The 23777-nt window shown below is 50.5% G+C and carries 24 protein-coding genes and 2 tRNA genes; 13 read left to right on the top strand and 13 right to left on the bottom strand.

The genetic code is table 11. From position 1 onward, the window contains the following. Positions 1–121 precede the first annotated feature (121 nt). The 10 genes from PsWM33_RS12885 to rpmH all read right to left on the bottom strand — a co-directional run bounded on the left by PsWM33_RS12885 (position 122) and on the right by rpmH (position 9160). Positions 122–580, bottom strand: a complete 459-nt coding sequence (locus PsWM33_RS12885) for a DUF4265 domain-containing protein (RefSeq protein WP_063300503.1) — start codon at positions 578–580, stop codon at positions 122–124. A 200-nt stretch (positions 581–780) separates the two neighbouring features. After that, positions 781–1632 (bottom strand): 2,3,4,5-tetrahydropyridine-2,6-dicarboxylate N-succinyltransferase, encoded by an 852-nt coding sequence (gene dapD, locus PsWM33_RS12880; RefSeq protein ID WP_063300502.1) that lies wholly within the window; start codon positions 1630–1632, stop codon positions 781–783. A 110-nt stretch (positions 1633–1742) separates the two neighbouring features. Next, the gene (locus PsWM33_RS12875; protein ID WP_063286795.1) at positions 1743–2636 is read right to left on the bottom strand and encodes a LysR substrate-binding domain-containing protein; all 894 of its coding nucleotides are present in this window, start codon (positions 2634–2636) and stop codon (positions 1743–1745) included. 191 nt (positions 2637–2827) lie between these two features. After that, a complete protein-coding gene (locus PsWM33_RS12870; RefSeq protein ID WP_063286796.1) occupies positions 2828–3526 on the bottom strand; it encodes a pyrimidine 5'-nucleotidase in 699 nt (232 codons plus the stop codon). A 114-nt stretch (positions 3527–3640) separates the two neighbouring features. Continuing rightward, a complete protein-coding gene (gene argB, locus PsWM33_RS12865) occupies positions 3641–4528 on the bottom strand; it encodes an acetylglutamate kinase (RefSeq protein WP_057462869.1) in 888 nt (295 codons plus the stop codon). 146 nt (positions 4529–4674) lie between these two features. Beyond that, positions 4675–5601 carry an EAL domain-containing protein gene (locus PsWM33_RS12860; protein WP_063300501.1) on the bottom strand — a complete coding sequence of 309 codons (927 nt, stop codon included), beginning with the start codon at positions 5599–5601 and terminating at the stop codon, positions 4675–4677. 283 nt (positions 5602–5884) lie between these two features. Next, entirely contained in the window at positions 5885–6535 is a 651-nt protein-coding gene (yihA, locus tag PsWM33_RS12855) for a ribosome biogenesis GTP-binding protein YihA/YsxC (protein WP_063300500.1), read from the bottom strand. A 162-nt stretch (positions 6536–6697) separates the two neighbouring features. Then, positions 6698–8509: a membrane protein insertase YidC gene (gene yidC / locus PsWM33_RS12850; protein ID WP_063300499.1), complete on the bottom strand. Its 1812-nt coding sequence runs from the start codon at positions 8507–8509 to the stop codon at positions 6698–6700. A 49-nt stretch (positions 8510–8558) separates the two neighbouring features. Then, on the bottom strand, positions 8559–9017 hold the full coding sequence (gene rnpA / locus PsWM33_RS12845; RefSeq protein ID WP_063300498.1) for a ribonuclease P protein component: 459 nt from the start codon (positions 9015–9017) through the stop codon (positions 8559–8561). A gap of 8 nt (positions 9018–9025) precedes the next feature. Then, positions 9026–9160: a 50S ribosomal protein L34 gene (gene rpmH / locus PsWM33_RS26810; protein WP_082596783.1), complete on the bottom strand. Its 135-nt coding sequence runs from the start codon at positions 9158–9160 to the stop codon at positions 9026–9028. Positions 9161–9605: 445 nt separating this feature from the next. On the opposite strand from rpmH, the gene PsWM33_RS12840 reads away from it, so the two are divergent. The 5 genes from PsWM33_RS12840 to PsWM33_RS12820 all read left to right on the top strand — a co-directional run bounded on the left by PsWM33_RS12840 (position 9606) and on the right by PsWM33_RS12820 (position 13965). After that, positions 9606–10382 carry a TVP38/TMEM64 family protein gene (locus tag PsWM33_RS12840; RefSeq protein WP_063300497.1) on the top strand — a complete coding sequence of 259 codons (777 nt, stop codon included), beginning with the start codon at positions 9606–9608 and terminating at the stop codon, positions 10380–10382. A gap of 40 nt (positions 10383–10422) precedes the next feature. Then, complete coding sequence (locus PsWM33_RS12835; protein WP_063300496.1) at positions 10423–11868, top strand: dihydrolipoyl dehydrogenase family protein; 1446 nt, start codon at positions 10423–10425, stop codon at positions 11866–11868. Positions 11869–12019: 151 nt separating this feature from the next. Continuing rightward, positions 12020–13546: a sensor histidine kinase gene (locus tag PsWM33_RS12830; RefSeq protein ID WP_063300536.1), complete on the top strand. Its 1527-nt coding sequence runs from the start codon at positions 12020–12022 to the stop codon at positions 13544–13546. A 191-nt stretch (positions 13547–13737) separates the two neighbouring features. Then, positions 13738–13814 (top strand) — tRNA-Arg (locus PsWM33_RS12825). A 74-nt stretch (positions 13815–13888) separates the two neighbouring features. After that, a tRNA-Arg gene (locus tag PsWM33_RS12820) sits at positions 13889–13965 on the top strand. Positions 13966–14035: 70 nt separating this feature from the next. Here PsWM33_RS12820 and PsWM33_RS12815 read toward each other — a convergent pair. Then, positions 14036–15256 carry a dipeptidase gene (locus PsWM33_RS12815; protein WP_063295189.1) on the bottom strand — a complete coding sequence of 407 codons (1221 nt, stop codon included), beginning with the start codon at positions 15254–15256 and terminating at the stop codon, positions 14036–14038. 211 nt (positions 15257–15467) lie between these two features. Between PsWM33_RS12815 and PsWM33_RS12810 the strand changes: the two genes are divergently transcribed. Continuing rightward, the gene (locus PsWM33_RS12810) at positions 15468–16052 is read left to right on the top strand and encodes a nitroreductase family protein (protein WP_063295190.1); all 585 of its coding nucleotides are present in this window, start codon (positions 15468–15470) and stop codon (positions 16050–16052) included. 5 nt (positions 16053–16057) lie between these two features. Here the strand turns inward: PsWM33_RS12810 and mog are convergent, their stop codons facing one another. Then, positions 16058–16582 (bottom strand): molybdopterin adenylyltransferase, encoded by a 525-nt coding sequence (mog, locus tag PsWM33_RS12805; protein ID WP_063300495.1) that lies wholly within the window; start codon positions 16580–16582, stop codon positions 16058–16060. Positions 16583–17105: 523 nt separating this feature from the next. Here mog and PsWM33_RS12800 point away from each other — a divergent pair. The 6 genes from PsWM33_RS12800 to PsWM33_RS12780 all read left to right on the top strand — a co-directional run bounded on the left by PsWM33_RS12800 (position 17106) and on the right by PsWM33_RS12780 (position 21920). Then, entirely contained in the window at positions 17106–18722 is a 1617-nt protein-coding gene (locus PsWM33_RS12800; protein WP_063300494.1) for a glutamate synthase-related protein, read from the top strand. Positions 18723–18767: 45 nt separating this feature from the next. Continuing rightward, on the top strand, positions 18768–19037 hold the full coding sequence (locus tag PsWM33_RS12795) for a hypothetical protein (RefSeq protein WP_057462859.1): 270 nt from the start codon (positions 18768–18770) through the stop codon (positions 19035–19037). Next, positions 19037–19204 carry a hypothetical protein gene (locus PsWM33_RS27335; RefSeq protein ID WP_159096913.1) on the top strand — a complete coding sequence of 56 codons (168 nt, stop codon included), beginning with the start codon at positions 19037–19039 and terminating at the stop codon, positions 19202–19204. Before PsWM33_RS12795 ends, PsWM33_RS27335 begins: the two co-directional genes overlap by 1 nt. Beyond that, positions 19201–20268, top strand: a complete 1068-nt coding sequence (locus PsWM33_RS12790; protein ID WP_063300493.1) for a Rieske 2Fe-2S domain-containing protein — start codon at positions 19201–19203, stop codon at positions 20266–20268. The genes PsWM33_RS27335 and PsWM33_RS12790 overlap by 4 nt, the downstream gene beginning before the upstream one ends. Next, positions 20268–21038, top strand: a complete 771-nt coding sequence (locus PsWM33_RS12785; protein WP_063286805.1) for a hypothetical protein — start codon at positions 20268–20270, stop codon at positions 21036–21038. The genes PsWM33_RS12790 and PsWM33_RS12785 overlap by 1 nt, the downstream gene beginning before the upstream one ends. Before the next feature lie 222 nt (positions 21039–21260). Continuing rightward, positions 21261–21920: a glutathione S-transferase family protein gene (locus PsWM33_RS12780; protein WP_063295195.1), complete on the top strand. Its 660-nt coding sequence runs from the start codon at positions 21261–21263 to the stop codon at positions 21918–21920. Positions 21921–21989: 69 nt separating this feature from the next. On the opposite strand, the gene PsWM33_RS12775 is transcribed toward PsWM33_RS12780, so the two are convergent. Beyond that, on the bottom strand, positions 21990–22772 hold the full coding sequence (locus PsWM33_RS12775) for a transporter substrate-binding domain-containing protein (RefSeq protein WP_208994545.1): 783 nt from the start codon (positions 22770–22772) through the stop codon (positions 21990–21992). A gap of 192 nt (positions 22773–22964) precedes the next feature. Here PsWM33_RS12775 and PsWM33_RS12770 point away from each other — a divergent pair, with 192 nt between their 5' ends. Next, complete coding sequence (locus PsWM33_RS12770; RefSeq protein WP_208991696.1) at positions 22965–23771, top strand: amino acid ABC transporter permease; 807 nt, start codon at positions 22965–22967, stop codon at positions 23769–23771. Positions 23772–23777: the final 6 nt, after the last annotated feature.

Below are 23777 nucleotides of genomic sequence, written 5' to 3'. Positions count from 1 at the left end.
AGTAGCGCAGGCAAAGCCTGTTCGCCTTGCTCCACCCGTTTAACGGGATCCTCAAACACAAACACCGCCGGGATGATCCAGCGGTGATATTCGTGCTTGTCAGTCTGAGCGGGTTGAAACGCTAGATCTTATGCCCGCAGTGACCTTCTTCAAAAGCCCAGATGCCAAGGCCTTCGCCTTCTTCAAGAATGGAATAGGCGACGTGGATGTCGACATTTGCCGGAATATCTACGCTGAACAGCGGTGGATCAGCGTCAATGTCCTCGCATGTACAGCCAAGCTTTTCCAGCTTGGACCATTGCTTGGAGAATTCTTCTGGCTGTGTCGTCTCTTCCACCATGATCCGGTAGGTTGAATGACCGGATGCCTTATCGACCCTGTCAAAAACAAGCTGCCCTTTTTGCCGGTTGGCAAGCAGCTCATCACCATTGGCAACGCCGCAAGCAAAGAAGGGTGTGTTTTCAAGCTTATAGCGATTGCCACCGAGCGAGCGTACCCACACAGTTTCACTCTCAATGCCGTGCCAGTCATGTGGATCCAGCTGGAAGACAAGTTTGTGCAGATTGCTGTTCTTATTCATGGGGCCTCACAAATTCTAAGCGCAATATACTCATGCGTTCCAGCGAAGCAACAAGCATCTTGAGGTAATGTGTTCATAGCCTAACAGAGCCGGTTTTTAGGTTAAGAGGCACGTTTAAACACGTGGAACCCGCTCCGGTTAGTCAAGAAAAAAGCCGAAGCAATCGCCCCGGCTTTAATCGATCAGATCTGATCTAAAACTTAGTCGCGCAGAAGATCGTTCACAGAGGTCTTTGCACGGGTCTGTGCATCAACACGCTTCACGATAACCGCACAGCCCAGGTTTGGACCCGGAGTGCCGTCTGGAAGCGGTTTGCCTGGCATGGAGCCCGGAACAACAACGGAGTACGCAGGAACTTCACCGTAGAAGATTTCACCGGTCGTGCGGTCTACGATTTTGGTCGTTGCGGAGATGAATACGCCCATGGAAAGCACGGCACCTTCACGAACAATAACGCCTTCAACAACCTCAGAACGAGCACCGATGAAGCAGTTGTCTTCAATGATAACCGGACCAGCCTGAAGTGGCTCAAGAACACCACCAATGCCAACGCCGCCGGAAAGGTGAACGTTTTTACCGATCTGAGCACAGGAACCAACAGTCACCCAGGTGTCAACCATTGTGCCTTCGTCAACAAACGCACCAAGGTTTACGAAGGAAGGCATCAAAACAGCGGATTTGCCAACGAATGCAGAGCGACGTACAATGGAACCTGGAACAGCGCGGAAGCCAGCTTCTTCAAAGTCGATAGCGCCCCAGCCGTCAAACTTGGAAGGAACTTTATCCCACCAGGGAGCCTGATCCGGACCGCCTTTGATGATCTGCATTGGGTTCAGGCGGAAAGAAAGCAGAACAGCTTTCTTGGCCCACTGATTAACAACCCAGTCGCCAGAGGATTTTTCCGCAACGCGCAGCTTGCCGTGATCCATAAGGTTCAGTGCGGTGTTTACTGCATCACGCACGTCACCTGTGGTGTCGGTGCTGATGTTGTCACGGTCATCAAATGCAGCGTTGATGGTGGCCTCAAGGGCAGCAAGATCAATCTGGCTCATTGGCGGCAGACTCTCATAATTAATGGGTTTCGAATTAGAGCTACCGAGGGGTACGCAAGCCCCAACCAGAAGTCAATACTCTCAGACTTCCGGTTGTCTCATGTATCAATTTAGGTTGCTTCATGTGCCTTGAATGGCTGCTGGGATTGTTCCATCAGCCATTTGTGGAAGGAAGATACCGGACGGGTCAAAGGACGGTTCGCATTACGTACAAACCAATAGCCGCTTTCCAGAGAAAGGCGCGGCCAGTCCGGAACCACCAGATGACCTGCAGCCACTTCCTGTTCAACAAAGCGGGTATCAATCGCAATCGCACCCATGCCTGCAACAGCAGCCTGAATAGCCATGTTCCGGCTTTCAAACATCGCACCAGAGGTCTGATCCGGATGAGGCAGGCCAGTGCCATTCAACCAACGCGGCCAGTCTTCACGTCTGGAGGAGGTATGCAGCAATTTCAGCTTATCAAGCAGCTTGATGTCAGGGTTCGGATCGCCGTTACTCAACTGAGGAGCAAACGCAACAACCAGATCTTCCTGCCAGAGTTGATGCCGCTCAACATGCGGCCAGGCCCCATCCCCCAATCGGATTGCGCAATCATAGGACTCTCGGTCAAGGTCCACGACGCGCATACTTGTCGAGATAAGCAGCTCAATATCCGGATGCTTATCCTGAAAGTCCGGCAACCGCGGAATAAGCCAGCGTGTTGCAACTGTAGAAAGGGTAGAAATGCGCAACTCAGTCCGGCTTCTGCGCCGGAACGCTTCAACTGCGTGCTCGATTTGGTCAAACGAATTGCCAAGATTGGAGGACAGGCGCTGCCCTTCTTCAGTCAGGGCAAGTCCGCGGCCATCACGAATAACCAGCGCGGCGCCAAGCTCATTTTCCAATGATCGGAGCAGGTGCGTCAGGGCTGATGGTGTAACGCCAAGATCCTCTGCGGCACGAGCTGCTCGGCCGTGTTTGGCCAACAGTGAAAATGCGTGTAGCGCGCGCAGTGAAACCATGACGAATGCCCTTCCTTATGAGTTCTTGAATTAATCTCAATAAAGGGAAAAAAGGCATTCGTCTAGACGATCATGATATTTTTTCTCTTTGCGCCTTATTATGCGCAAAAATTGCAATTTTTAGCCGAAACTGCCCCTACAGGAGTTTGAGATGCGAAACCGGGGCACCTTCGTGTTTTGATGGAATAGCTCTAATTCTTGAGTTCCCCTAGGATATTATAGAGGAAACCGTCCAGATGATCGGTCACGAAATCCACGTGAGGCTCGCTGCCGCTCGAAAGCTCCCAATCTTCGCGGAAAACCTCACGTGTTCCGTCCGGAATGACAAGAACAGTGCGCATGCCAAGAGAGTTTGGAACAACCAGATTGCGCGAAAGGTCCTCAAACATGGCTGCTTTCTGCGGAAGAATGCCGTTTTTCTCCAAAAAACGCTGATAGGTTGCTTCAGCAGGTTTCGGAACTAAATCGGCCTCCATAATCCCGAAGATGTCTTCGAAGTGCTGTGTGATACCCAGACGATTGGCAACAGATTCCGCGTGTTTCCGCGTTCCGTTCGTCAGGATGTAGCACTTGCCCGGCAGTTGGTTGATCGCATCTGCAAGCTGAGGATTTGGATCCAGCACAGAGTGGTCAATGTCATGCACGTACTCAAGGAACTCATCGGGCTCAATGTGATGCTCAAGCATCAAACCACGAAGCGTGGTTCCATACTCTTTGTAATAGGAGATCTGCAACTCTCTCGCCTGCTCAGCCGGTTTTCCGGTGAGCTTTTGTACAAACTCAGACATCCGCTGATCGATTTGATCGAACAGATTTGAATGGTGAGGGTAGAGAGTATTGTCCAGATCGAAAACCCAGCTTTCAACGCTGGCAAATGGGGAATTGGTCATGCTTATCCGTTCAGTTATCAGCTACGCCGATAAGTGTTGTTTGATACCAAGCAAAACAGGAAAGAATAAGGATAGCAAGAGAGGCGAGCGTCTTTCGCCTCCCTGCATCAATTATCAAGGTACGATCAGAGTACCTGCACCATGGTCGGTGAAGAGTTCCAACAGAACGGCGTGGGCGACTTTTCCGTCAACAATAACAACGCCTTCAACGCCCTGTTCAAGGGCTTCAAGACAGGTCTCAACCTTCGGAATCATGCCGCCGGAGATTGTGCCATCCTCAATAAGAGCCCGGGCACCGGCACGGGTCAGCTGCTTGATAAGCTTGCCGTCTTTGTCCAGAACACCCGGAACGTCGGTAAGGAACAGCAAGCGTTTGGCGTTCAAAGAGCCCGCAATCGCACCTGCAAAGGTATCTGCATTGATGTTGTAAGTCGCACCATCACGACCCGGCGCAACAGGAGCAACAACAGGAATGAGGTCACGTTCAAGGATCAGCTCAAGCACCTTGGCGTTGACTGCTTCGGGCTCGCCAACAAACCCAAGGTCCAGAACCTCTTCGATCTTGGAATCCGGATCACGGTGCTTGCGGTGCAATTTACGTGCAGTGACCATGTCACCGTCTTTGCCACAAAGACCAACAGCACGTCCACCTTCGCGGTTGATGTCTGCCACAATGCCTTTGTTGATGGAGCCAGCCAGCACCATCTCAACAACCTCAACGGTCGCCTGATCCGTCACACGAAGGCCGCCTTTAAACTCGCTCTTGATGTTGAGACGATCAAGCATCGAACCAATCTGAGGACCACCACCGTGAACAACAACCGGATGAACACCAGACTGGCGCAACAGAGTGATATCTCGGGCAAAGGCGCGGGAAAGGGAGTCATCTCCCATGGCATTGCCGCCGTATTTTACGACAACACGTCGGTCATCATAGCGCTGCATATAAGGGAGAGCTTGGGCAATGACGTGCGCACGATTACTGGATTCCGAGAAACTCATAGCGATTTGTACACCTGGAGAAGACAAAGGACTGATACGCAAATCACACGGACTGCGTGTGAAGTATATAGCCGCATTATGAACACGTCACAAATGTTCAGTCATCCCCACCTGCGTGGATTTACTCAAGTAATCGAGGAAATTGTCTAATGCCTCTCGCGCAAATAATCTGCAAAACCATCTTCACCCGCTGGAGGGGAGAACAAAAAGCCCTGAGCATTGGTGCAGCCGCTGCTTTCCAGCAAGTACATCTGCTCTTCCGTTTCAACACCTTCAGCCGTCACTTCCATGTCTAGCAAATGAGCCAGTTCAATCAGATGAGCGCAAGCGGTGCTGTGAACAGCAGAGGTTGGCACTCCAGATAGGAAACTGCGGTCGATCTTGATCCGGTCAACAGGGCAATCCAACAAGTGCTTCATAGAGGCAAAGCCAGTGCCGAAGTCATCAAAGGCCACTGAGATACCCATCTCCTGCAGCTTGCGCATGCTCTTCATGGCATGAGGGGCTTTGTCCAGATCAATCCGTTCTGTGACTTCAAGCTCTAAGAAATGCCCGGGTGTGCCAGTGTCCTGTAAAATCTTTTGGATGCGGGAGACGATGTATTGATCAACAAACATCCTGCCGCAAATGTTCACGGAGATCTTGAAACTAGGATCAACAAGATTGCCCCATCTACTGCGCGCTTTGCAGGCCTCACGGATAACCCAGTAACCAACGTCCTTGCCAAGGCAGCTGCGGCATAGAGTGGTGATGAAACGGGAAGGGGGCAGCAAACCGTTCTCAGGATGCTCCCATCTGATCAGAGCCTCAGCCCCGACCAGCTTGCGATCTGTCACACGGACGATTGGCTGATAATGCAGCACGAACTCATCACGGAGGTAGGCAGAAATCAGTGAGCGTTCCAGTGCGGTAGGCCCAAGCTGGCGTGCTTTGTACCACTTCTTCAAATTCAGCCCTGCCAACAGTAGCGTTGGTAGCGCATGAATGAAACGCCAAACATAGGTCAACGCATTGGTAATGGCATGCTCTGGTACAAGAGCCCAATGGTAACGGGGGGACGGAGTTGCACACATACATCATCCCCTTTGACTGATCTTGGCACTGTGATTGTGATCTTGCTTGTCTTTTCCAGACATTCGACGATCTCCCCTTCGACGACGGCCTGTCTATATTCGGGGGGTAAATTGACCCAAGGTCAAGAAGAGGTTAAGGCGGGCTGGGGAAAAGGCAGCAAAACGTGAGAACAAGGGGAATTCTGCAAATTGCAGGATGGACAAGGGGGTCTGGATATGTTTGTGCAGCCGCTGTCCGAAAGGGGAAGGCGCAGGGAAATATGAGCCCTGCACCTGCAATTGATTAGCCGTAACTGACCAGCTGCGCGATCTCTGCGCGCAATTCATCCAGACCGTTGCCTTTTTCTGAAGAGGTGGCAATGACTTCCGGATGTGCAGCTGGACGTTTCGCGAGTACTTTCAGCGTCTCGTCTTTCATGCGCTGCAGTTGCCCTGGTTTCAGTTTATCTGCCTTGGTGAGCACAACCTGATAAGGCACAGCGGACTTGTCCAGAATCGACATGGCATCAAGATCGTTCTTTTTGATGCCGTGACGTGAGTCGATCAAAGAGAACACACGACGCAAGGTGCTTCGACCACGTAGGTAGTCAAAAATAAGTGATGTCCACGCATCGACCATGCCTTTTGGTGCTTCAGCGTACCCGTAGCCCGGCATATCGATAATCTTGAGGATGGAGTGCTCTGCTCCAAAGAAGTTCAGCATCTGGGTCCGGCCAGGTGTGTTGGAGGTACGAGCCAACGTTTTCTTACCGGTGAGCTTGTTGATCAGGCTGGACTTACCAACGTTGGAACGACCGGCAAACGCGATCTCGATACCATCCAGCTCAGGAAGCTGATGCATCTCTTTCACACTGGTAATAAAATCCCAAGGACGCGCAAACAGAAGGCGTCCCGCCTCCAGTTGTTCTGCTGAATATTCTTTTTCTGAGCTCATGCCCTGCCTTTTAACCTGCAATCTCGATTTGGTCGAGTGCTGTTTTCCAAAGCGCAGCCTTAATGTTTGCTACGGTGAAGCTTCACCACAAAAGGTGCTAACCCCAAACAAAAAACGCGACTCTGAGGCCGCGTTTTCGAAGTCTTATTCAAAGAGGAAAGCTTACTTGCTTTCTTCCTTAGGCTTGCGCTTGAACATGCTCTTCAAGTTATCAAAGAGCTCAAGTTTCACGCCCTGACGACGCATGATGATTCCCTGCTGTGCAACAGAAAGAGTGTTGTTCCATGCCCAGTAGATCACGAGACCAGCTGGGAAGGTTGCCAGCATGAAGGTGAACAGAACAGGCATCCAGTTGAAGATCATCTGCTGTGCAGGCTCAGCTGGTGCTGGGTTCATCTTCATCTGCAGGAACATGGTTACACCCATGATCAGAGGCCAGACACCAATCATCAGGAAGCTTGGCGGATCCCATGGGATCAGGCCGAACAGATTGAAGACTGTGGTTGGGTCTGGAGCAGAAAGATCCTGAATCCATCCGAAGAATGGCGCATGGCGCATCTCGATGGTAACGAACAGAACCTTATAGAGCGAGAAGAAGACGGGGATCTGAATGACCATCGGCAAACACCCTGCCAATGGGTTGATCTTTTCCTTCTTGTACAGCTCCATCATGGCTTGCTGCTGTTTCTGCTTGTCGTCCTTGAACTTCTCGCGGATCTCAGTCATCTGCGGCTGCACAAGCTTCATTTTACTCATGGAGACGTAGGATTTGTTTGCCAGCGGGAAGAAAAGGGCCTTCACGATAACGGTCACAAGCAGGATAGCGACACCGAAGTTGCCAACCAGAGAATAGAGCCAGTCAATTGCCCAGAACATCGGCTTGGTCAGGAAGTAGAACCAACCCCAGTCGATCATGAGATCGAAGCTTTCGATGTTGTAGGATGCCTGATAGCCTTCGATCAGCTTGGTAACTTTTGCGCCTGCATAGAGCAGAGACGAGCTGGTGATCTTAGTCCCATCAGCAACCTGAACTGCATCGCCAAGGTAGTCACTCTGGAAATTCTGAGTGCGGGCGTTGTAGGAGAAGTTTGGCTGGAACTCAGTGCCCGGAGTTGGGATCAGTGTTGCAGCCCAGTACTTATCAGTAAAGCCGAGCCAACCCGTTTTAGCGCGACCTGGGCGAATGCTTCCATCTTCAATCAGGTCAGAATAGTTGATTTCCTGGAGGCCTTCTTCACCGATAACACCGATAAGACCTTCATGCAGTACAAAGAAGCCAGCAGTTTCAGGTTCGCCGTTACGTGCAATCAAACCATAAGGATAAAGTTGAACGTTCTGGCCAGTGCTGTTTTGAACTTCCTGGTCAACAGTGAACATGTAGTTCTCGTCGACGGAGAAAGTGCGCTTGAACACCAGTCCTTCGCCATTGTCCCAGCTCAGAACAATAGGAGAAGACGGTGTCAGATTACCAGAAGTCTCTGCAGTCCAGACAGTTTCAGCATTCGGAAGCTTAACCTGTGCACCTGGATCCGCAACCCAGCCATGCTCAGCGTAGTATGGCTCTGGGCTGCCTTTCGGCGAGAACAGAACAACAGTTTCACTGTCCTTGGCCTGTGTCTGACGGTAGTCATTCAGGCGAAGGTCATCCAGCTTCGCGCCTTGCAAATTGACAGAGCCGGAGAGGCTAGGGGTGTCAATGGTCAGGCGAGGAGATGCAGCCAGTGCTTGTGCGCGACTGACGAATGATTGCGCAGCGGTCCCGCTATCGGTGCCAGGAGCAGCCACTTGACCGGATGCACCTTCAGGCAGTGCAACGGGTGAGCTGGAACCGGCTTGTTGTGCATCGTCTGCCAGCTGCGCCTGTTGCGCTTCCTGCTGAGCTTCTAACTGTGGTCCGGCAATAAAATATTGCCAGCCCAATAGCACAACCAGCGACATTACGATCGCTACGATCATATTGCGATTATCGTTCATCGACTGGATCACTCATTTTCAAAAGGGTGGAATAAATAGTCATCACTGGTCAGTTGGCCTCAACTTTATCATGCGGAGGTTTAGAATTTGCCAGCGAGTTCGGTTTTGATCGGATAGGGCGAGGTTTACGAGGCTTGAACGCATTTCTTACACTACCTTTGAGGTCTTTTAGAAGATCGTCGAAAGGTTGCGAAAGTGCAGCTCTCCTGCCAACCAGAACATAGTCGGCGCCTATCTGGGCGATATCCAAATCAAGAAAGGCAACAGCGGCTCGAAGTCGGCGCTTTATTCGACTGCGCTCAACAGAGTTTCCGGTTTTCTTGGTGACCGTATAACCCATTCGAGGGTCGCCATCACTGCGGGTTTTAGCCGCTTGAAGGACAAAAGCGCGCCGAGCTGTCCTTCCGCCTTTTGCGACGGTAAGAAACTCGGAGCGCTTTTTGAGTGTTTTCATGTTTTTGCGGCGGAACTTTTGTTCAATGGATATGAAGTGAATGCCGCCGCGCAACGTCGCGATTAAGCGCTAAGACGCTTACGGCCTTTAGAACGACGACGTGCCAGTACCTGTCGGCCATTTTTAGTTGCCATACGTGCCCGGAAGCCGTGGCGACGCTTGCGAACAAGGTTGCTCGGTTGGAAAGTACGCTTCATTTTATTACCCTAGCAGAGCCGTTGGCTCCAACTTAAACGTTAATTTGGATTGTGCGTCTTCTCCCCGAAGTCACCGCGACTTTATTCAAGTTGCAGGACTTTGCGCAGGGGATCCGCACTCCTATTCGTCGGCGCTTATATTAGTGTGCGTGCTTCAAGTCAATAATTGCTGTGCCGGAATCTACGATATCCTGACTCTTTATTGCCTCACAGCCTCGTGTAGAGCCGTTACCCCTCATTCAAAACAGAGTGAAACTACGGGTAACGCACGAACCTGTGATAACACCGGAGGTCTTTCTGATTGTATGAAAATTGTAAGACATCAATTCATTAGGCGATTGAGCCTGCAAAAAACATAGTAACCTATTCAGTCTAGACTAGGCAAGAACACTGAGGTTTCGGTTCTTTTCAGGTCTGAACGTTGAAATCATCTAAGGAAAAGCACATGGGAATCACGGAGCACAATGATAACAAGTCGCCAGCCGAGGGAGCTTTTGGCTTCATTAAACGCTGGGGACTACTCTTTGTTATCCTTGCCGTGTCCGCCTATGGCATCTCTCAGGGCTGGCATCAGCAAATCACAATCAGCAACCTGATCAAAAATCAGCAACTGCTTTCTGGTTATCTGGCCGAATACCCAATTCTGACCCCGCTGATCTATTTCGTCGTGTACACACTTGCTGTTGCTCTGTCTTTCCCGGGTGCATCCCTGCTTACAATCGCAGGCGGTTTTTTGTTCGGTTGGTTCTTCGGTGGTTTGCTCACCGTTCTGGCAGCAACAATTGGTGCCGCGCTGTTGTTCATCGCTGCAAAAACTTCGGTTGGCGCAACGCTTAAAGCAAGAGCAGGGCCGTTCCTCGATAAAATGTCAGAGGGTTTCCGTAAGAACGCGTTCAGTTACCTACTCTTTCTGCGTCTCACCCCAGTGTTTCCGTTCTGGCTCGTCAACATTGCGCCTGCGTTGTTCCATGTTCCGTTGAGCACATATCTGATCGCAACATTCGTCGGTATCATTCCAGGCACTTTCGCCTATGCCTTCGTTGGGGCTGGTCTGGATAGTGTGATCCTGGCGCAAGAGCAGGCAAATCCGGGTTGTTCGGCTGCTGGTACATGTGAAGTGGAGATTTCCGCACTCATTACGCCTGAGCTGATTTGGGCATTTGCAGCGCTAGGTTTGGTAGCGCTCATTCCGCCGATTGTTCAGCGTTTTCGCGGCAAATAAATCTCAGACCAGATCAATTTCGAAATTACGGACTTTCTCGATGACAAATAACAATAATGCAAAAACATTGACCCCGGATATCTGTGTTATTGGCGCTGGCTCGGGCGGCCTCTCAGTCGCGGCAGCTGCAGCAGCCTTTGGCGTGGATGTTGTCCTGATTGAAAAGGGGAAGATGGGCGGTGACTGTCTGAACTATGGCTGCGTCCCATCCAAAGCAATTATTGCAGCTGGTAAAGCCGCCGCTACCTTTCGGTCCTCAGAAAAGTTTGGCGTTGGCGCTCAAGAGCCTGAGATTGATTTCTCTAAGGTGAATGATCACGTTCATGATGTGATCGCCACCATAGCTCCACATGACTCTGTTGAGCGCTTCGAAGGTTTGGGTGTGCACGTCATTCAGGGTGCGGGTGAGTTTACTTCCGTAGATACCGTCAAAGTCGGTGAGCAGATAATTAAAGCACGCCGCTTTGTCATTGCTACGGGCTCCAGCGCTGCGGTCCCTCCGATCCCTGGTATTGAAAACACATCGTACCTGACAAATGAAAACCTGTTTGAACTGAAAGAGCGCCCAGAGCACTTGATCATTATTGGTGCAGGGCCAATTGGCATGGAAATGGCACAGGCTCACCGTCGTCTGGGAAGCCGTGTCACAGTCATCGAAGCATTGCGTCCATTGGCAGTAACCGATCCTGCCCATGCTGCTCAAGTCATCGAAAAGATGGAATCCGAAGGTGTTGAGATTCTTGCAAACACTAAGGTCAACAGTGTTGAACGCACTGACGCTGGCGTAAAAGTCACCATCAAAGTTGATGATGAAGCCGAAGGAACTGTTGAAGGCACGCATCTCCTGATCGCGGCAGGTCGTGCCCCGAACGTCTCTTCTCTTGGTTTGGAAGCCGCTGGCATTGAGTATAGCCGCAAAGGCATCAAAGCAGATGACGGGCTGCGCACCACAAACCGTAAAGTTTATGCGATCGGTGATGTCGCCGGTGGAGCGCAGTTTACACATGCCGCAGGAGCGCACGCATCACTCGTCATTCGTTCAATCCTGTTCCGCATGCCGGTCAACCACAACAACATAACAATGCCTGCGGTGACCTACACTGAGCCTGAGATTGGGCAGGTTGGTCTTTCAGAGCAGCAAGCACGCGAACAGCTGGGCGATAAGCTCAAAGTTCTGACAGCAGAGTTCTCCGGAAATGATAGGGCGCTGGCCGAAGGCAAAGGCAAAGGTCAGGTTAAGCTCCTGACCAACGGAAAAGGGCAGCTCGTTGGTGCGTCCATTGTAGGCCCAGGTGCTGGTGAGCAGATTGGTCTGTTGGCTCTGATGATCTCTCAAAAGTTGAAGGTCGGTGCTCTCTTGGGCGTGGTCTTCCCGTACCCGACACTAAATGAGGCAATTCGCAGAGCTGCACTTACGTATTATGCGGATGCTCCTAAAAATCCATGGGTACGCAGAATTCTGGCGCTTCTGAGAAAGCTTGGATGACGCAGTTGTGATCAGCTGTGAGAGAAGTGTGTTGCTTGACACACGTCATCTGCTAAAAATGAGTAAGGCATAGCGCGTAACAACAATCTGCGCTGCACGATCATTGTGTACCAACTCATCAGGTAGGTGGATGGCTCAAAATAATGGGAGAGTGACCTCTGATACAGAGGTCACACCGAAAAAATTGAACTCGGATGGTACTCCGAAAGGCAAACACCGCAGATTATTTCGCGGGGGCATGGGACTCTCTGGCAAACTCCTGATGTTGACGATCTCGTTTGTCATGCTCAGCGAAATTCTTATTTTCGTACCTTCAATTGCAAATTATCGTAACACTTGGCTAAGTGACCGTTTGGCAGTCGGCGGTGTTGCTGCGACATTGTTGTCAGAAAGTGAGACACTGTCTCCGCAGGTCCAGCACAAACTACTGGAAGCAACTGGTGCGCAGGCCATCTCTCTTGCCTTTGGAGAACGTCGTAATTTGATCGCTATGGAGAGTTCAGAAATGAACGTCACCAAAACGATTGACATGACACAAGATTCTCCCTGGGATGCGATCGGATGCAGCCTACAGTTCCTGACTGGAACGCGAACCGGCCAGATCCGCGTCATCGGCGATATTGATATGCGCTCAGGCGGCAGAGTGGATATGGTCTTCCCAGCATCTTTGCTGCGAGACGATTTGCAGAAATATGCTCTGAACATTCTGCAATTATCCCTCCTCATCTCATGTCTGACAGCCGCGCTCGTTTATCTGTCCATTCGGTCATTGCTGCTGCGTCCTTTGCAGCGCCTCACTGGCTCCATGATGCGTTTTGCAGAGTCTCCTGAGAATGCGCGGGAGATTATCAAGCCAAGCGGACGTACGGATGAGCTGGGTGAGGCTGAAATGCAGCTGCAGTCCATGCAGAAGTCTCTGAACCAGACATTGAACCAGCAACGCCGTATGGCAGCGTTGGGACTAGCTGTTTCCAAGATCAACCACGACATGCGGAATTTGCTGGCATCAGCACAGTTGTTCCTTGAACGACTGGAGTTGCTGCCGGATCCGACCGTACAACGTGTTGCACCCAAGATCCTTGCGACGCTTGACCGAGCGGCCGCCTACACCAGTGCAGTGCTGTCCTACGGCAAGGCACAGGAAGCTGCTCCTGAGCTGCGTGTCATCCGCCTTGCATCGGTTCTACGCGATGTGGAGGAGGTTCTTGGCCTGTCCAGATACGCTGATGGCATAGAGATGCATGTCAACGTACCGGAGACGCAGGAGCTGGAAGCAGATCCTGAGCAAATATTCCGCGTACTGCTCAACCTCTGCCGGAACTCGGTGCAAGCGATGGAAGCGTCCAAAGGCGCGTCTGGCGTTGTTTGCAGGATTGAGATCCATTCAGAGGTAAAAGATGACATGCTGTCTATCTATGTCTCTGATACGGGACCAGGCATCCCTGCAAAAGCTCAGGAGGGGTTGTTCAAAGCCTTCCAGACATCCGGCAAAGTTGGCGGAACAGGATTGGGTCTGGCGATTGCAGCAGAGATCGTTGTGGCGCACGGTGGTAAGATCACATTGGAGAAAGATGTGACGACCGGGGCTTGTTTCAAAATCCAGCTGCCATACCGGCATGGGGCACAAGCGACTGAAAAAATTACGAGACTATTCCCTGCTGACAGCAGCAAGGGCTAATCTCTGGAAAAGCTGTACTGTGCAAGTGCAGCTTTTCTCACGTTTAGGCTGCAATGCCCTACGTCTTTGTTCTGATAGTCAGAAATTGTTATCCCCAAAACGCAAAATCACTTTAAAAAACTTCTCTAAAGCGCTTGCCAAGGTCCAGTAAGGCGGCTACATAGACCCCCGTTCCGCAGGGAACGCGGCCTGCACCGGTAGCTCAGCTGGATAGAGCACCAGACTACGAATCTGGGGGTCGGGGGTTCGAATCCTCCCCGGTGCGCCATTTACTCTCCTCTTAAGAGTGGGTGGTTTAGATAGCACTAGGCCGATACATAATTCTTGTTCGCAAGAAACAGCGCACCGGTAGCTCAGCTGGATAGAGCACCAGACTACGAATCTGGGGGTCGGGGGTTCGAATCCTCCCCGGTGCGCCAATCTTCTCTCTCCTAAAATTTGACTGCTTCATCTGATAGATGAATTGTGCTTACTAAACTCTTTGAGCATTCAATTGCTTGAAGCGAGAGTTTCTTCTTCGCTTTGCCCTTGTGGAAGATTTTCCAGCAAAAACCTGATGATGTTTTCGCCCATCACAGCTGCGATCTGTTTTTCTGTGAAACCTCGTTTCAAAAGTTCCTGTGTCAGAACCGCATATTCGGACGTGTCGAAGGCAGTCGTAACAGAACCATCGAAGTCAGATCCCAACGCCACATGGTCGATACCGGCAATTGAAACGGCATAATCAATTGAAGCTGCAACACCCTTTGGACTGATGTCACAAGCCGCTGCATCCCAAAAACCGATACCAATCAACCCGCCTTTTGCTGAAATTGTTCTGACTTGATCATCCGTGAGATTGCGAGGCGTGTCACAAATCCCTTGTACGCCTGTATGAGAAACGACAATCGGTCGTGTCGCCATTGCCAGCACATCTTCAACCACCGCTGGAGAAGAATGAGCAACATCGACAATCATCTCCCTCTTCTCCATAAGCCGAACCACGTCCTTGCCAAAGTTCGTGAGGCCTGCCTTGGATTGGCCATGGAGAGAGCCACCCAGTTTATTGTCGAAGAAGTGCTGTAGGCCCATCAATCGCAAACCGCCCTCGTAAAGCCGATCCACGTTCTTGATATCACCATCCAGTGCATGCCCGCCTTCTGTGCCTAGGACCCCGGCAATGATTTTAGAGCCTTGGGCTCTCGCTGTCAGGACAGCTTCCAGTTCTTCTCTATTATGGACAACAGTAATTTCGTCTGGATGCTTCTGCTCCAGATCGTAAAGACGCTGCGCTTGCAACAGCGCACGCTCAGAAAGCTTATTCAGTGCGCTAGAAGGCCAACTTTGCAGCCAACCTAGCAGAGTGATGTTGTCAAAGGCCTCGGCTGAGTTCTTCTTGTAGTTTTGTCCACGGGGGGACTTGGTGACGCTGGTGAAGATTTGTACACCAACATTACCCTTTTTGAAGCGTGGAAGGTCAGAGTGACCGATCGAAGATTCCTGCGATATGTTTCTGCCCCAGAGCAAAACATCATTATGCAGGTCTGCAATCCGCAACTTGTCGTGCAAAGCCTGTGCGTCTGCGCTGATGGAATAGGGAGTGTGTTCGACAACCCGATTTTGGGACTGATCAACATATTGGGCAACATAGCCAGATCGAATGATGCCATATCCCGCTGCAGCTACGATCACGACTGCACCTAAACCAACCTTTAAATAAGAGAAACCCATAATAGACGCCCAATATGTTTGCAGTCACCGACCGGGAAATATCACTTTACCTTAGGGTAGATTCCATATTTGTCCAGTTGCCTCAACCATGGGATGTCATCGCTCAACTGGAGGTATAGCTTGTATCTCCTTGTCACTGAGAGGAGCTTCTGGGTAATATGAAAACGAATTTCTACGGTTCTATAAATAGTTAAAGGCGAGAGGCGTTATCATGAATGCTCAACAACTAGTCGAGATCATTCGTTCGCGCACATCAGCATCACTTAAGCTCATGAAAGCGCCTGGTCCGAATAGAGAAGAGATGAAGCTGATAATTGAGGCCGCTGCAGCGGCTCCTGATCACGGGCATCTACATCCATTCCGAATTTTGGAAATCCCGACAGACGCACGCAATGATCTGGGAGATCTGTTTGTAAAAGCCGTTGAAGAAATAAAAGATGAACCAACCGAAGAAGCGCTTACCCGTGCAAGGGAAAAAGCGCATAAAGGGCCTGTGCTTCTGGTTTTGATCGGATGTTTTCACGGTTCGGATGAGACCCGTATTCCCCAATATGAGCAAATGCTCTCAGCGGGGACAGCTTTGCAAAACATGGTGCTTGTAGCTCACGCTATGGGGTATGCATCCCGGATTACCAGTGGTGACAGTGCGCGTTCCTCTGCCTTCCATAAAGGGTTGGGTCTCTCAGACAATGAGGAGTTCCTGTGCTTTATCTCCATTGGCAAAGTTGATGAAACAAGACCTGCCAAGGGTAGACAAGAAGCCCAGGAAATCCATTCAACCTGGATGCCGGAGTAAAGTACTTACTTCGCCTTTGGACGAAACACCACGATCACGTTTGGATCTGTTTCAATACGCCCTGCGCCGATCAGATCCAGGCAGTACGGCACCGCTTGGAAGACCGCATCAAGGCAGGTTTTGATGCTAGCTGGTTTGCCCGGCAGGTTGATGATGAGGCTTTTGCCACGAATGCCAGCTGTTTGACGTGAAAGAATTGCAGTCGGCACTTCTTTCAGAGACAGTTGGCGCATCAGTTCTCCAAACCCACGAAGTTCCTTCTCCATCACCAATTCCATCGCTTCAGGCGTCAAGTCGCGAGGAGAGGGACCTGTTCCACCTGTTGTGAGGATCAGGTCGATACCATCTTCATCAGCCAATTGCTTCAAAGTAGTGCTGACGCTTTCGATTCCATCCGGAATAATCTTATGGATGGGCTCCCACGGACTGGTCACCGCTGCTTCAAGGTATGCGAGAATAGCTGGGCCACTTTTGTCTTCGTAAGTTCCATCACTGGCGCGGTCGGAGATGGTAACAGCTGCAATCTTCATGGATATCTCTCATAGACACGGATGATTTGTAGCGAGAGTAAGCGTGGAAATGCTTGGGTTCAAACATTAATTCCCTGCTACTTTCCTTGTCCTCTTATTCTTTATGGCCTGCAGAGAGCTGACATCCTTCCGCGGTTCGCCATCTATTCCCCATGTGTTTCTCACTGTGTATTTTGATAGACTGACGCTTCTTTGTTTAAACGTTACTATCCCGTCATTACTGAAGTTTTTAGGATGTTATCTACGTAATCCGGGGGGATAAGCTGCAACAGATTGAGATGCATTTTACCCGTAACAGTAATGGTCTCTTGCAAGTCCGATACTAACTTTGGGTAAGGTCATGTGCAGTTATTCTAAGACACTCTCAGCTTACAACTTTGATGTGCCGGGATGTTTCGGACATGTACTCTGCAGCTGTGCTAAATAGAACAGATATGGGTAAGTACGTAGAATAGCTTGGCGATCTGAATTTTGAAATGCACTCAAACAGCTGTTGGGCTGCAAAGCGTAAGGAATCCGCTTAATGCGTAAAGTGCAAGTTGCTGCATTAGATGAACTTGAAGATCGTAAGCCTGCTCATGCACTTGTTAGCGAGGTGGATCTCGTTGTCGTAAGGTTCGATGAGGACATCTCCGTCCTCTACGGTCGTTGCCTCCATCGCGGTGCATTGCTTTCTGATGGATATGTCAGGGGTCGCAATCTGATCTGTGGATTGCACCAATGGGATTATCGCCTGAATTCTGGCGTCAGCTCCTACGACAATAAAGAGTGCCTGCGAAAGTTCACGCATTTCGTTGAAGACGGCAACATCTATGTTGATGAAGATGAAGTGAAGGCATGGGCAAAGGACAATCCGCAACCCTATTTCCGCAAAGCCTATCTGGGTGAGTACGCGGACTTTCATGGTACGGAAGAAGAGCCTCATAACAAACTGATTCAGACATACGCACGGGCAGGGCTGAAGCAGACGGGCCATCACGGTGCAATTGAAGCTATGGGAGTGCCGACAACAGAACTGCCTCAATGGGAAGATATTCAGATACTGACAGCGCAGCTGCAAAAGCCGCCGCGGTTGGATGAAGAACCCGTTGGAACTGATATTGTTATCGGCCCCAAAGCCCAGAAACCGTTACACCTGAAAATCCCGCTCTTTGTCTCAGACATGAGCTTTGGTGCACTATCAGAACCCGCCAAGATTGCACTCGCTCGCGGCGCAGAGAGCGTTGGCACAGGCATCTGTTCTGGTGAAGGCGGGATGCTTCCAGAAGAGCAAGCAGAAAACACACGCTACTTTTATGAGTTAGCTTCTGCGCGTTTTGGTTTCTCTTGGGATCAGTTGGAAAAAGTTCAGGCCTTTCATTTCAAGGGCGGGCAAGCTGCCAAAACCGGAACTGGCGGACACCTGCCAGCTGCGAAAGTGACTGAGAAAATCGCAGCGGTGAGGGGACTACCTCCGGGAGAGGGCGCAATCTCGCCTGCAAGATTTCCTGAGTGGATGAAACCAGCAGATTTCCGCAAGTTTGCAGATGAAGTGCGCGACAAGACTGGCGGGATCCCAATTGGATTCAAGCTGTCTGCGCAGCATATCGAAAAAGACATCGATTCCGCTCTGGAAGTTGGCGTTGATTACATTATCCTCGATGGACGTGGTGGCGGCACCGGTGCTTCGCCGCTCGTGTTTAGAGATAACATTTCTGTTCCAACTATTCCTGCGTTGGCGAGAGCGCGTCGTCACCTGGATCGTAGTGGTCAACGGGATGTAACGCTAGTCATCACCGGTGGTCTTCGCAAACCGGAAGATTTCGTGAAAGCAATGGCTTTGGGTGCCGATGCCATAGCCCTAGCGAATGCGCCAATGCAGGCCATCGGCTGTATCGCCATGAGGGCATGCCACACCAACAACTGTCCGGTTGGTATTGCCACCCAGAAAGACCATCTGGTCGCGCGTCTGGAAGTTGAAAAGTCTGCAAAGCGTCTGGAGAAGTTTTTCACGGCCTCAGTTGAACTGATGAAGGTGATGGCCCGGGCTTGCGGGCATGCGCATGTCTCCGATTTCTCTATCGACGATATTACAAGTTGGAAAAAGGAAATGTCGGAGCTTGCTGGTATCAACTGGGCAGGGCACGGCCCCAATGACTAATTCTCCCTGCCATCAACGGCAGCACAAAATCAGTAGGGTGCAGAAATGATTGTTGCTGAAGGTATTATTCTGATTGCACAAATTTACTGCGTGATTGGTCTTGTCGTCGCACTGGCCTTTATCAGTTTTGGCCTTGGGCGCGTGGAACTTGCCGCACGTGGAGCTTTTCTTTTCCGCCTGCAAATCATTCCGGGGCTGATCCTGCTTTGGCCAATAGTCATTGTGCGTTGGATTGCGTTGGAACGCTCTGGAGAAAAAATCTTGCTCGATAAAGAAGAAAAAGAACTCCACGAAGAGCAGGAGGCCAAGAAGTAATGCAACGTGCCTATAGAAAAGCCCACCGCACCATTTGGCTCATTCTGGCCATTCTCATTCCTCTCGTTTTGGGCCTAGCGCTTTTGATGCGTCCAACAGGAACGCACGAACAGCCGCCTGTTCCCCTTGATGACACAGCAAAGTCGGCTCTGGAGGCAAACCAGTGAGTGTTAAATATGTACCGGTAATCTGGAACCGTACAAAATTTGTCTATGATGCCGTCGTCTTGGCAACTGTTGGCGCATATCTGGGAATCTACATCTACATCGCGCCGATGTTCCAGACAGTCACAAGACCGATTGATTGGGATATCTACAAAGCGCAGGCATTTGGTACCTGTGTCTTCTTCCTACTCACATTTATTCTATGTATCGGGCCACTAGCTCGACTGGACAAGCGCTTCCTGCCGCTTCTTTATAACCGCCGTCACCTGGGCGTGATCACTTGCGTGCTGGCCTACTTCCATGTCGACAACATTCTTGGCTGGTACAATGCGTTCTCGCCAATTAATCGTTACGTCTCGGTCTTCATTGTAAATACCAGCTTCGACCGTTTTCTTGGTTTCCCATTCGAAATCCTAGGCGTCTTTGCCCTTCTGATCCTGACCATTCTCGCAGTTACAAGTCATGATTTCTGGCTGCATTTCCTAAAGCCTACGCTTTGGAAGACCCTCCATATGGGAATCTATTTGGCGTATGCGCTGGTTGTTGCCCATGTTGCACTCGGTGCTTTGCAGAGCGCTGCCGGTCCTTTCATGACCACTGCAGTCGGCGCGTCTGTCGCGCTTGTCGCCACTTTGCACCTGCTTGCTGCAAGAAAAGAGCACCTCTTTGATACGCAACAAAATACGATGGATGACAGCGACACGTGGATGGATGCAGGTGATCCAAAAGATGTTCCTGATAAGCGGGCGAGAATTATCTCCATTACTGATGACGAGCGTGTTGCGATCTTCAGAAATGGCAAGAAGCTCTCTGCGATCTCTAATGTTTGCGCCCACCAGAACGGACCTTTGGGAGAAGGCAAGATTGTTTATGGCTGTGTGACTTGCCCTTGGCATGGCTATCAGTACCGCCTGGAAGATGGAAAATCTCCACCACCATTTACAGAGAAAATTTCCACATATCGCCTTAAACTGGAAAACGGTCGTTTGTGGCTGAACGTAAAAGCTCTGCCACCGGGAACGTATGTTGAACCTACTGTTTCTCCGATAATGGCGGAGGGAAGCTAATGGCCAAAAAGAAACCTGATCCCTTCTTTATCGGTTGGGCGAAGAAGCCACCAAAGAGCCTGCAAGGCTTCTTGTTCCTGATCTCTGCAATCCTCGTTGGCGCAGCAGCTGGTGTGGCATTTGGCATTGGCTCATCTGTCCCGGACCCAGGTGATGCTCGCTTTGCATGGGGTGCTGGATACCAAACGTTTACGGGCTACGTAGATGCAAAACCTTACCCACTTCTCCGGCTTCCCGCCGGAGAAAATGGTCGTGACAAGCCGCATGCCATGCTGATTTCTGGCATTGGCAAACGCGGCATGCAGCAACTTGCCGGCCCTTTGGATGGTCAGCCTGTTGATGCTGGCGGCATTTTGCTGAAGCGTGGTGATTTGGATATGTTGCAGGTTGGAGGCAAGGTCTCTCTTCGCGCTGCAGAAAATCCGGTCCAGAATTTTACACCAGCACCAGCAGAGCATTTAGGCAAATGGCGGCTAACCGGTGAGATCTGTGACGGTAAATGCTACAATGGCGCAATGCGTCCGGGTGTCGGATTAGCCCATAAAGCTTGCGCAAATCTCTGCATCATCGGCGGTATTCCTCCCGTTTTTGTGACTTCTACGCCTCTTATGGGAAGTGAATTCTTCGTGTTGGCTGACGAAAATGGTGAGCCCTTGACTGCTGAGGTTGAAGATTGGGTTGCTCTACTGATTTCGTTGGAAGGTGAGGTCGAGCGCCGGGATGATCTGATGATCTTCAAGGTGAACCTGGACAGCGCTAAGCAACTCTAGCTTATCGGAGATAGCACTTGCGGCGGCGAAGTAGTTTGCCGCCCAAAAACAGCGTACCCAAAGGTTGAAGTGGCGAAACAATTCATAGACTGCTAAAAACACCACGTTTGCAGTGCAACACAAATTGTATTGCGTCCTCCTTCCTAGGCGCTTTTTGTTTGCCGCATGTTCCCAAGCGTGCGCACAAAGCAGCGCCGCCGCTAAGCACAATCTGGTGATCCAATGATACAATTTTATGCCTACCCAGAATCCGTATTCTGCGCGAAAGTTCGAATTGCTTTGGATATGAAAGATCTGGATTACGCTGAGCTACCGCCCCCAGATGGATATGGATCAGCTGCTTATAAGAAGGTCGTTCCAGCGGGTTCAATTCCCGGCCTGAAGGATGGTGAAGCTGCTCTGTCAGATTCAAACGCGATCCTTGAGTATCTTGAGGAGACCGCACCGTCTCCAGCGCTAATGCCAGAACACCCTATCGAGCGCGCTAAAGTCAGAGCATTGATGGGCCTGCACGACACGCGAATTGAGCCATCTGTTCGTGCATTCTATGCCCCAATCAAAGCTGGAAAGCCGCCGAGGGATGAAGTCTACAAGCAGTTGATCAATGACATGAGTGTTGCGTTCGAACGTTTGGAGGACATGATTGAGGCTGAGCCGTATGCGGTTGGTCATCATGTTACTTTGGTTGATGTAGCCTTTGCCACAACGTTTTCTCAGGCTCAGCAACTTGCTGGTATGTTTGGCGGAGAGCTAATGCTGAAGCCTAAATGCCAACATTGGTGGCAAGCTATGCAATCACTCTCTCATGCCGCTACGTCAATCGATATAAACCGCAAAGCGATGCAGGATTGGGTCGCGAAGTTTATTCAGGTGGACGCATAAGCGTGCAGTGAACCTAAAAGAAAAGGCGCCCCAATTTGAGGCGCCTTTCTTATTCTTTATGAGCAGTTTTTACTGCGCCAAGCCCCATTTCTGAGCTGTCGCATCAAGGAAACCATTCATTTTTTTGATCTTGATCCAGTTGTTGATGTAGTTGATCCAAACCTGATCAGTCTGTGGCATCAACATAGCGATCGGAGTTGGGTTTCTGCTTTCAGAAACTGGCACGTTGGTGATTTGCTTGAACTTCGCTTTCAGCGTAGCACCTTCAATGTTGGAGGTGATGAAAACATCAGCGCGGCCTGACAGCACTTCCTGATAACCACGAGCAGGTGCCTCAACAACTTTGATAGTCGCATTCGGGAACCATTCCTTGCTCAGCTTCTCAAACGTAGTGCCAAGCGTGGTTGCGACCGTCACATCTTTCTGGTTGATGCTGTCCCAGCTGTTGAACTCACCAACTTTGCTGCTGGTCGTATACGGCAGGATCTCAACGGAAATATAGCTTTCAGAGTAACCAGCTACTTTCATGCGGCTTGGGGAGATTGAAGCAGAGCCAGTCAGGTTATACTTGCCTGCAACGATACCATTCACCAAGGTTTTCCAATCAGTTGGAATAAAAGTGAGCTTCACACCCAGGTCGCTTGCAAGCTCGTTCATGATGTCGATGTCGTACCCTTTATAACCATTGCTGGCAGGATCACGAACAGACATTGGGTTCCAGTCTCCGGTTGTACCAACCCTCAGTTCACCGGAATCCAAAATTTCGTTAAGCGCAGATTGCGCGAATGCAGAGCCGGAGAACAACGTGCCCGCGGCGAAAATTACAGTAAGAAATGAACGTAGCATCTTCATGAGAGTTCCTTGAAACGCAGTTGGAATCTGGCCCAATGCAAACCTAGCCATTTTAGCGATAACTACAATGCTGTTTTTGAGAGAAAACCGACTTCAATTAATTGTGTGCGGTAAGTTTCTATAAGATTTGTATAAGAGCGCACGACACTCTAGGTTTTGTGTCCGGCAATCTATCTGTGTTGAGGCAGATATATGAGCTGCTTACGTGTTTTGCTTCCGTTGGCAGCCTTCTTAAATTTGGAAGGTGATACCTTGAAATTCCGAAATGCAGCAGTGCTCGTCGCATTGGCATTCGTTTTGGCGGGCTGCACTGGTGACCAATGGGGCTGGTATGTAGTCTCACCAGAGACTGAGACAGGAAGAGTTAATCTCGGTTTCATGATCGCCGGGTTGCAAGAAACAGTCAGTATATCGCTCACTGCAATCGCGATCTCCATGTTCGTTGGCCTTATTGTCGCTCTGCCTGGGCTTTCAGACAATAAGTACGGAATTGCGTTCAACAGAACTTACGTTGAAGTGGTGCGCTCAGTGCCAAGTCTGGTGCTGATTTTTTGGGTTTACTATGGCTTGCCTGTTGTCGCGAACATTTCGATCAACGTGTTCTGGGCGGGTGTACTGGCTCTTGCTTTGTCAGACAGCGCGTTTCAGGCTGAAATTTTCAGAGCAGGTATACAGTCAGTCGACAAAGGACAGATCGAAGCAGGCCGCTCTCTTGGGCTGAGTTATTTTCAGCGTCTTCGCTTCATCATTCTTCCGCTTGCGATCCGCCGTATGCTGCCACCGCTTGGAAACCAACTGGTTTACATGCTGAAAATGTCGAGTTTGGTGTCCGTGATTGGCCTGCAAGACCTGACAAGGCGTGCAAATGAGCTGGTCGTCACAGAATATCGACCACTCGAAATCTACAGCGTCCTTGTTCTGGAATATCTGGTGTTGATCCTGATTGTCTCGCAAGGTGTTCGCTGGCTGGAACGTCGTTTTAAGGCGGAGCATGCCTAGAAAGCA

The sequence above is a fragment of the Pseudovibrio sp. WM33 genome (assembly GCF_001623165.1).
Lineage (GTDB): Bacteria > Pseudomonadota > Alphaproteobacteria > Rhizobiales > Stappiaceae > Pseudovibrio.
The sequence above is the reverse complement of the archived record's forward strand: the minus strand, read 5'-3'. Positions and strand labels throughout refer to the sequence as shown.

What these genes read in the sequence shown, in the direction of transcription:
- PsWM33_RS12810 (WP_063295190.1), top strand. Translation starts at nt 15,468, where the DNA reads ATGAATGCTCAACAACTAGTCGAGATCATTCGTTCGCGCACATCAGCA.
- PsWM33_RS12870 (WP_063286796.1), bottom strand. Translation starts at nt 3,526, where the DNA reads ATGACCAATTCCCCATTTGCCAGCGTTGAAAGCTGGGTTTTCGATCTG.
- PsWM33_RS12835 (WP_063300496.1), top strand. Translation starts at nt 10,423, where the DNA reads ATGACAAATAACAATAATGCAAAAACATTGACCCCGGATATCTGTGTT.
- mog (WP_063300495.1), bottom strand. Translation starts at nt 16,582, where the DNA reads ATGAAGATTGCAGCTGTTACCATCTCCGACCGCGCCAGTGATGGAACT.
- argB (WP_057462869.1), bottom strand. Translation starts at nt 4,528, where the DNA reads ATGAGTTTCTCGGAATCCAGTAATCGTGCGCACGTCATTGCCCAAGCT.
- PsWM33_RS12815 (WP_063295189.1), bottom strand. Translation starts at nt 15,256, where the DNA reads ATGGGTTTCTCTTATTTAAAGGTTGGTTTAGGTGCAGTCGTGATCGTA.
- PsWM33_RS12840 (WP_063300497.1), top strand. Translation starts at nt 9,606, where the DNA reads ATGGGAATCACGGAGCACAATGATAACAAGTCGCCAGCCGAGGGAGCT.
- PsWM33_RS12800 (WP_063300494.1), top strand. Translation starts at nt 17,106, where the DNA reads ATGCGTAAAGTGCAAGTTGCTGCATTAGATGAACTTGAAGATCGTAAG.
- PsWM33_RS27335 (WP_159096913.1), top strand. Translation starts at nt 19,037, where the DNA reads ATGCAACGTGCCTATAGAAAAGCCCACCGCACCATTTGGCTCATTCTG.
- PsWM33_RS12885 (WP_063300503.1), bottom strand. Translation starts at nt 580, where the DNA reads ATGAATAAGAACAGCAATCTGCACAAACTTGTCTTCCAGCTGGATCCA.
- PsWM33_RS12780 (WP_063295195.1), top strand. Translation starts at nt 21,261, where the DNA reads ATGATACAATTTTATGCCTACCCAGAATCCGTATTCTGCGCGAAAGTT.
- PsWM33_RS12860 (WP_063300501.1), bottom strand. Translation starts at nt 5,601, where the DNA reads ATGTGTGCAACTCCGTCCCCCCGTTACCATTGGGCTCTTGTACCAGAG.
- PsWM33_RS12770 (WP_208991696.1), top strand. Translation starts at nt 22,965, where the DNA reads ATGAGCTGCTTACGTGTTTTGCTTCCGTTGGCAGCCTTCTTAAATTTG.
- PsWM33_RS12785 (WP_063286805.1), top strand. Translation starts at nt 20,268, where the DNA reads ATGGCCAAAAAGAAACCTGATCCCTTCTTTATCGGTTGGGCGAAGAAG.
- PsWM33_RS12775 (WP_208994545.1), bottom strand. Translation starts at nt 22,772, where the DNA reads ATGAAGATGCTACGTTCATTTCTTACTGTAATTTTCGCCGCGGGCACG.
- yihA (WP_063300500.1), bottom strand. Translation starts at nt 6,535, where the DNA reads ATGAGCTCAGAAAAAGAATATTCAGCAGAACAACTGGAGGCGGGACGC.
- dapD (WP_063300502.1), bottom strand. Translation starts at nt 1,632, where the DNA reads ATGAGCCAGATTGATCTTGCTGCCCTTGAGGCCACCATCAACGCTGCA.
- rpmH (WP_082596783.1), bottom strand. Translation starts at nt 9,160, where the DNA reads ATGAAGCGTACTTTCCAACCGAGCAACCTTGTTCGCAAGCGTCGCCAC.
- PsWM33_RS12875 (WP_063286795.1), bottom strand. Translation starts at nt 2,636, where the DNA reads ATGGTTTCACTGCGCGCGCTACACGCATTTTCACTGTTGGCCAAACAC.
- yidC (WP_063300499.1), bottom strand. Translation starts at nt 8,509, where the DNA reads ATGAACGATAATCGCAATATGATCGTAGCGATCGTAATGTCGCTGGTT.
- PsWM33_RS12795 (WP_057462859.1), top strand. Translation starts at nt 18,768, where the DNA reads ATGATTGTTGCTGAAGGTATTATTCTGATTGCACAAATTTACTGCGTG.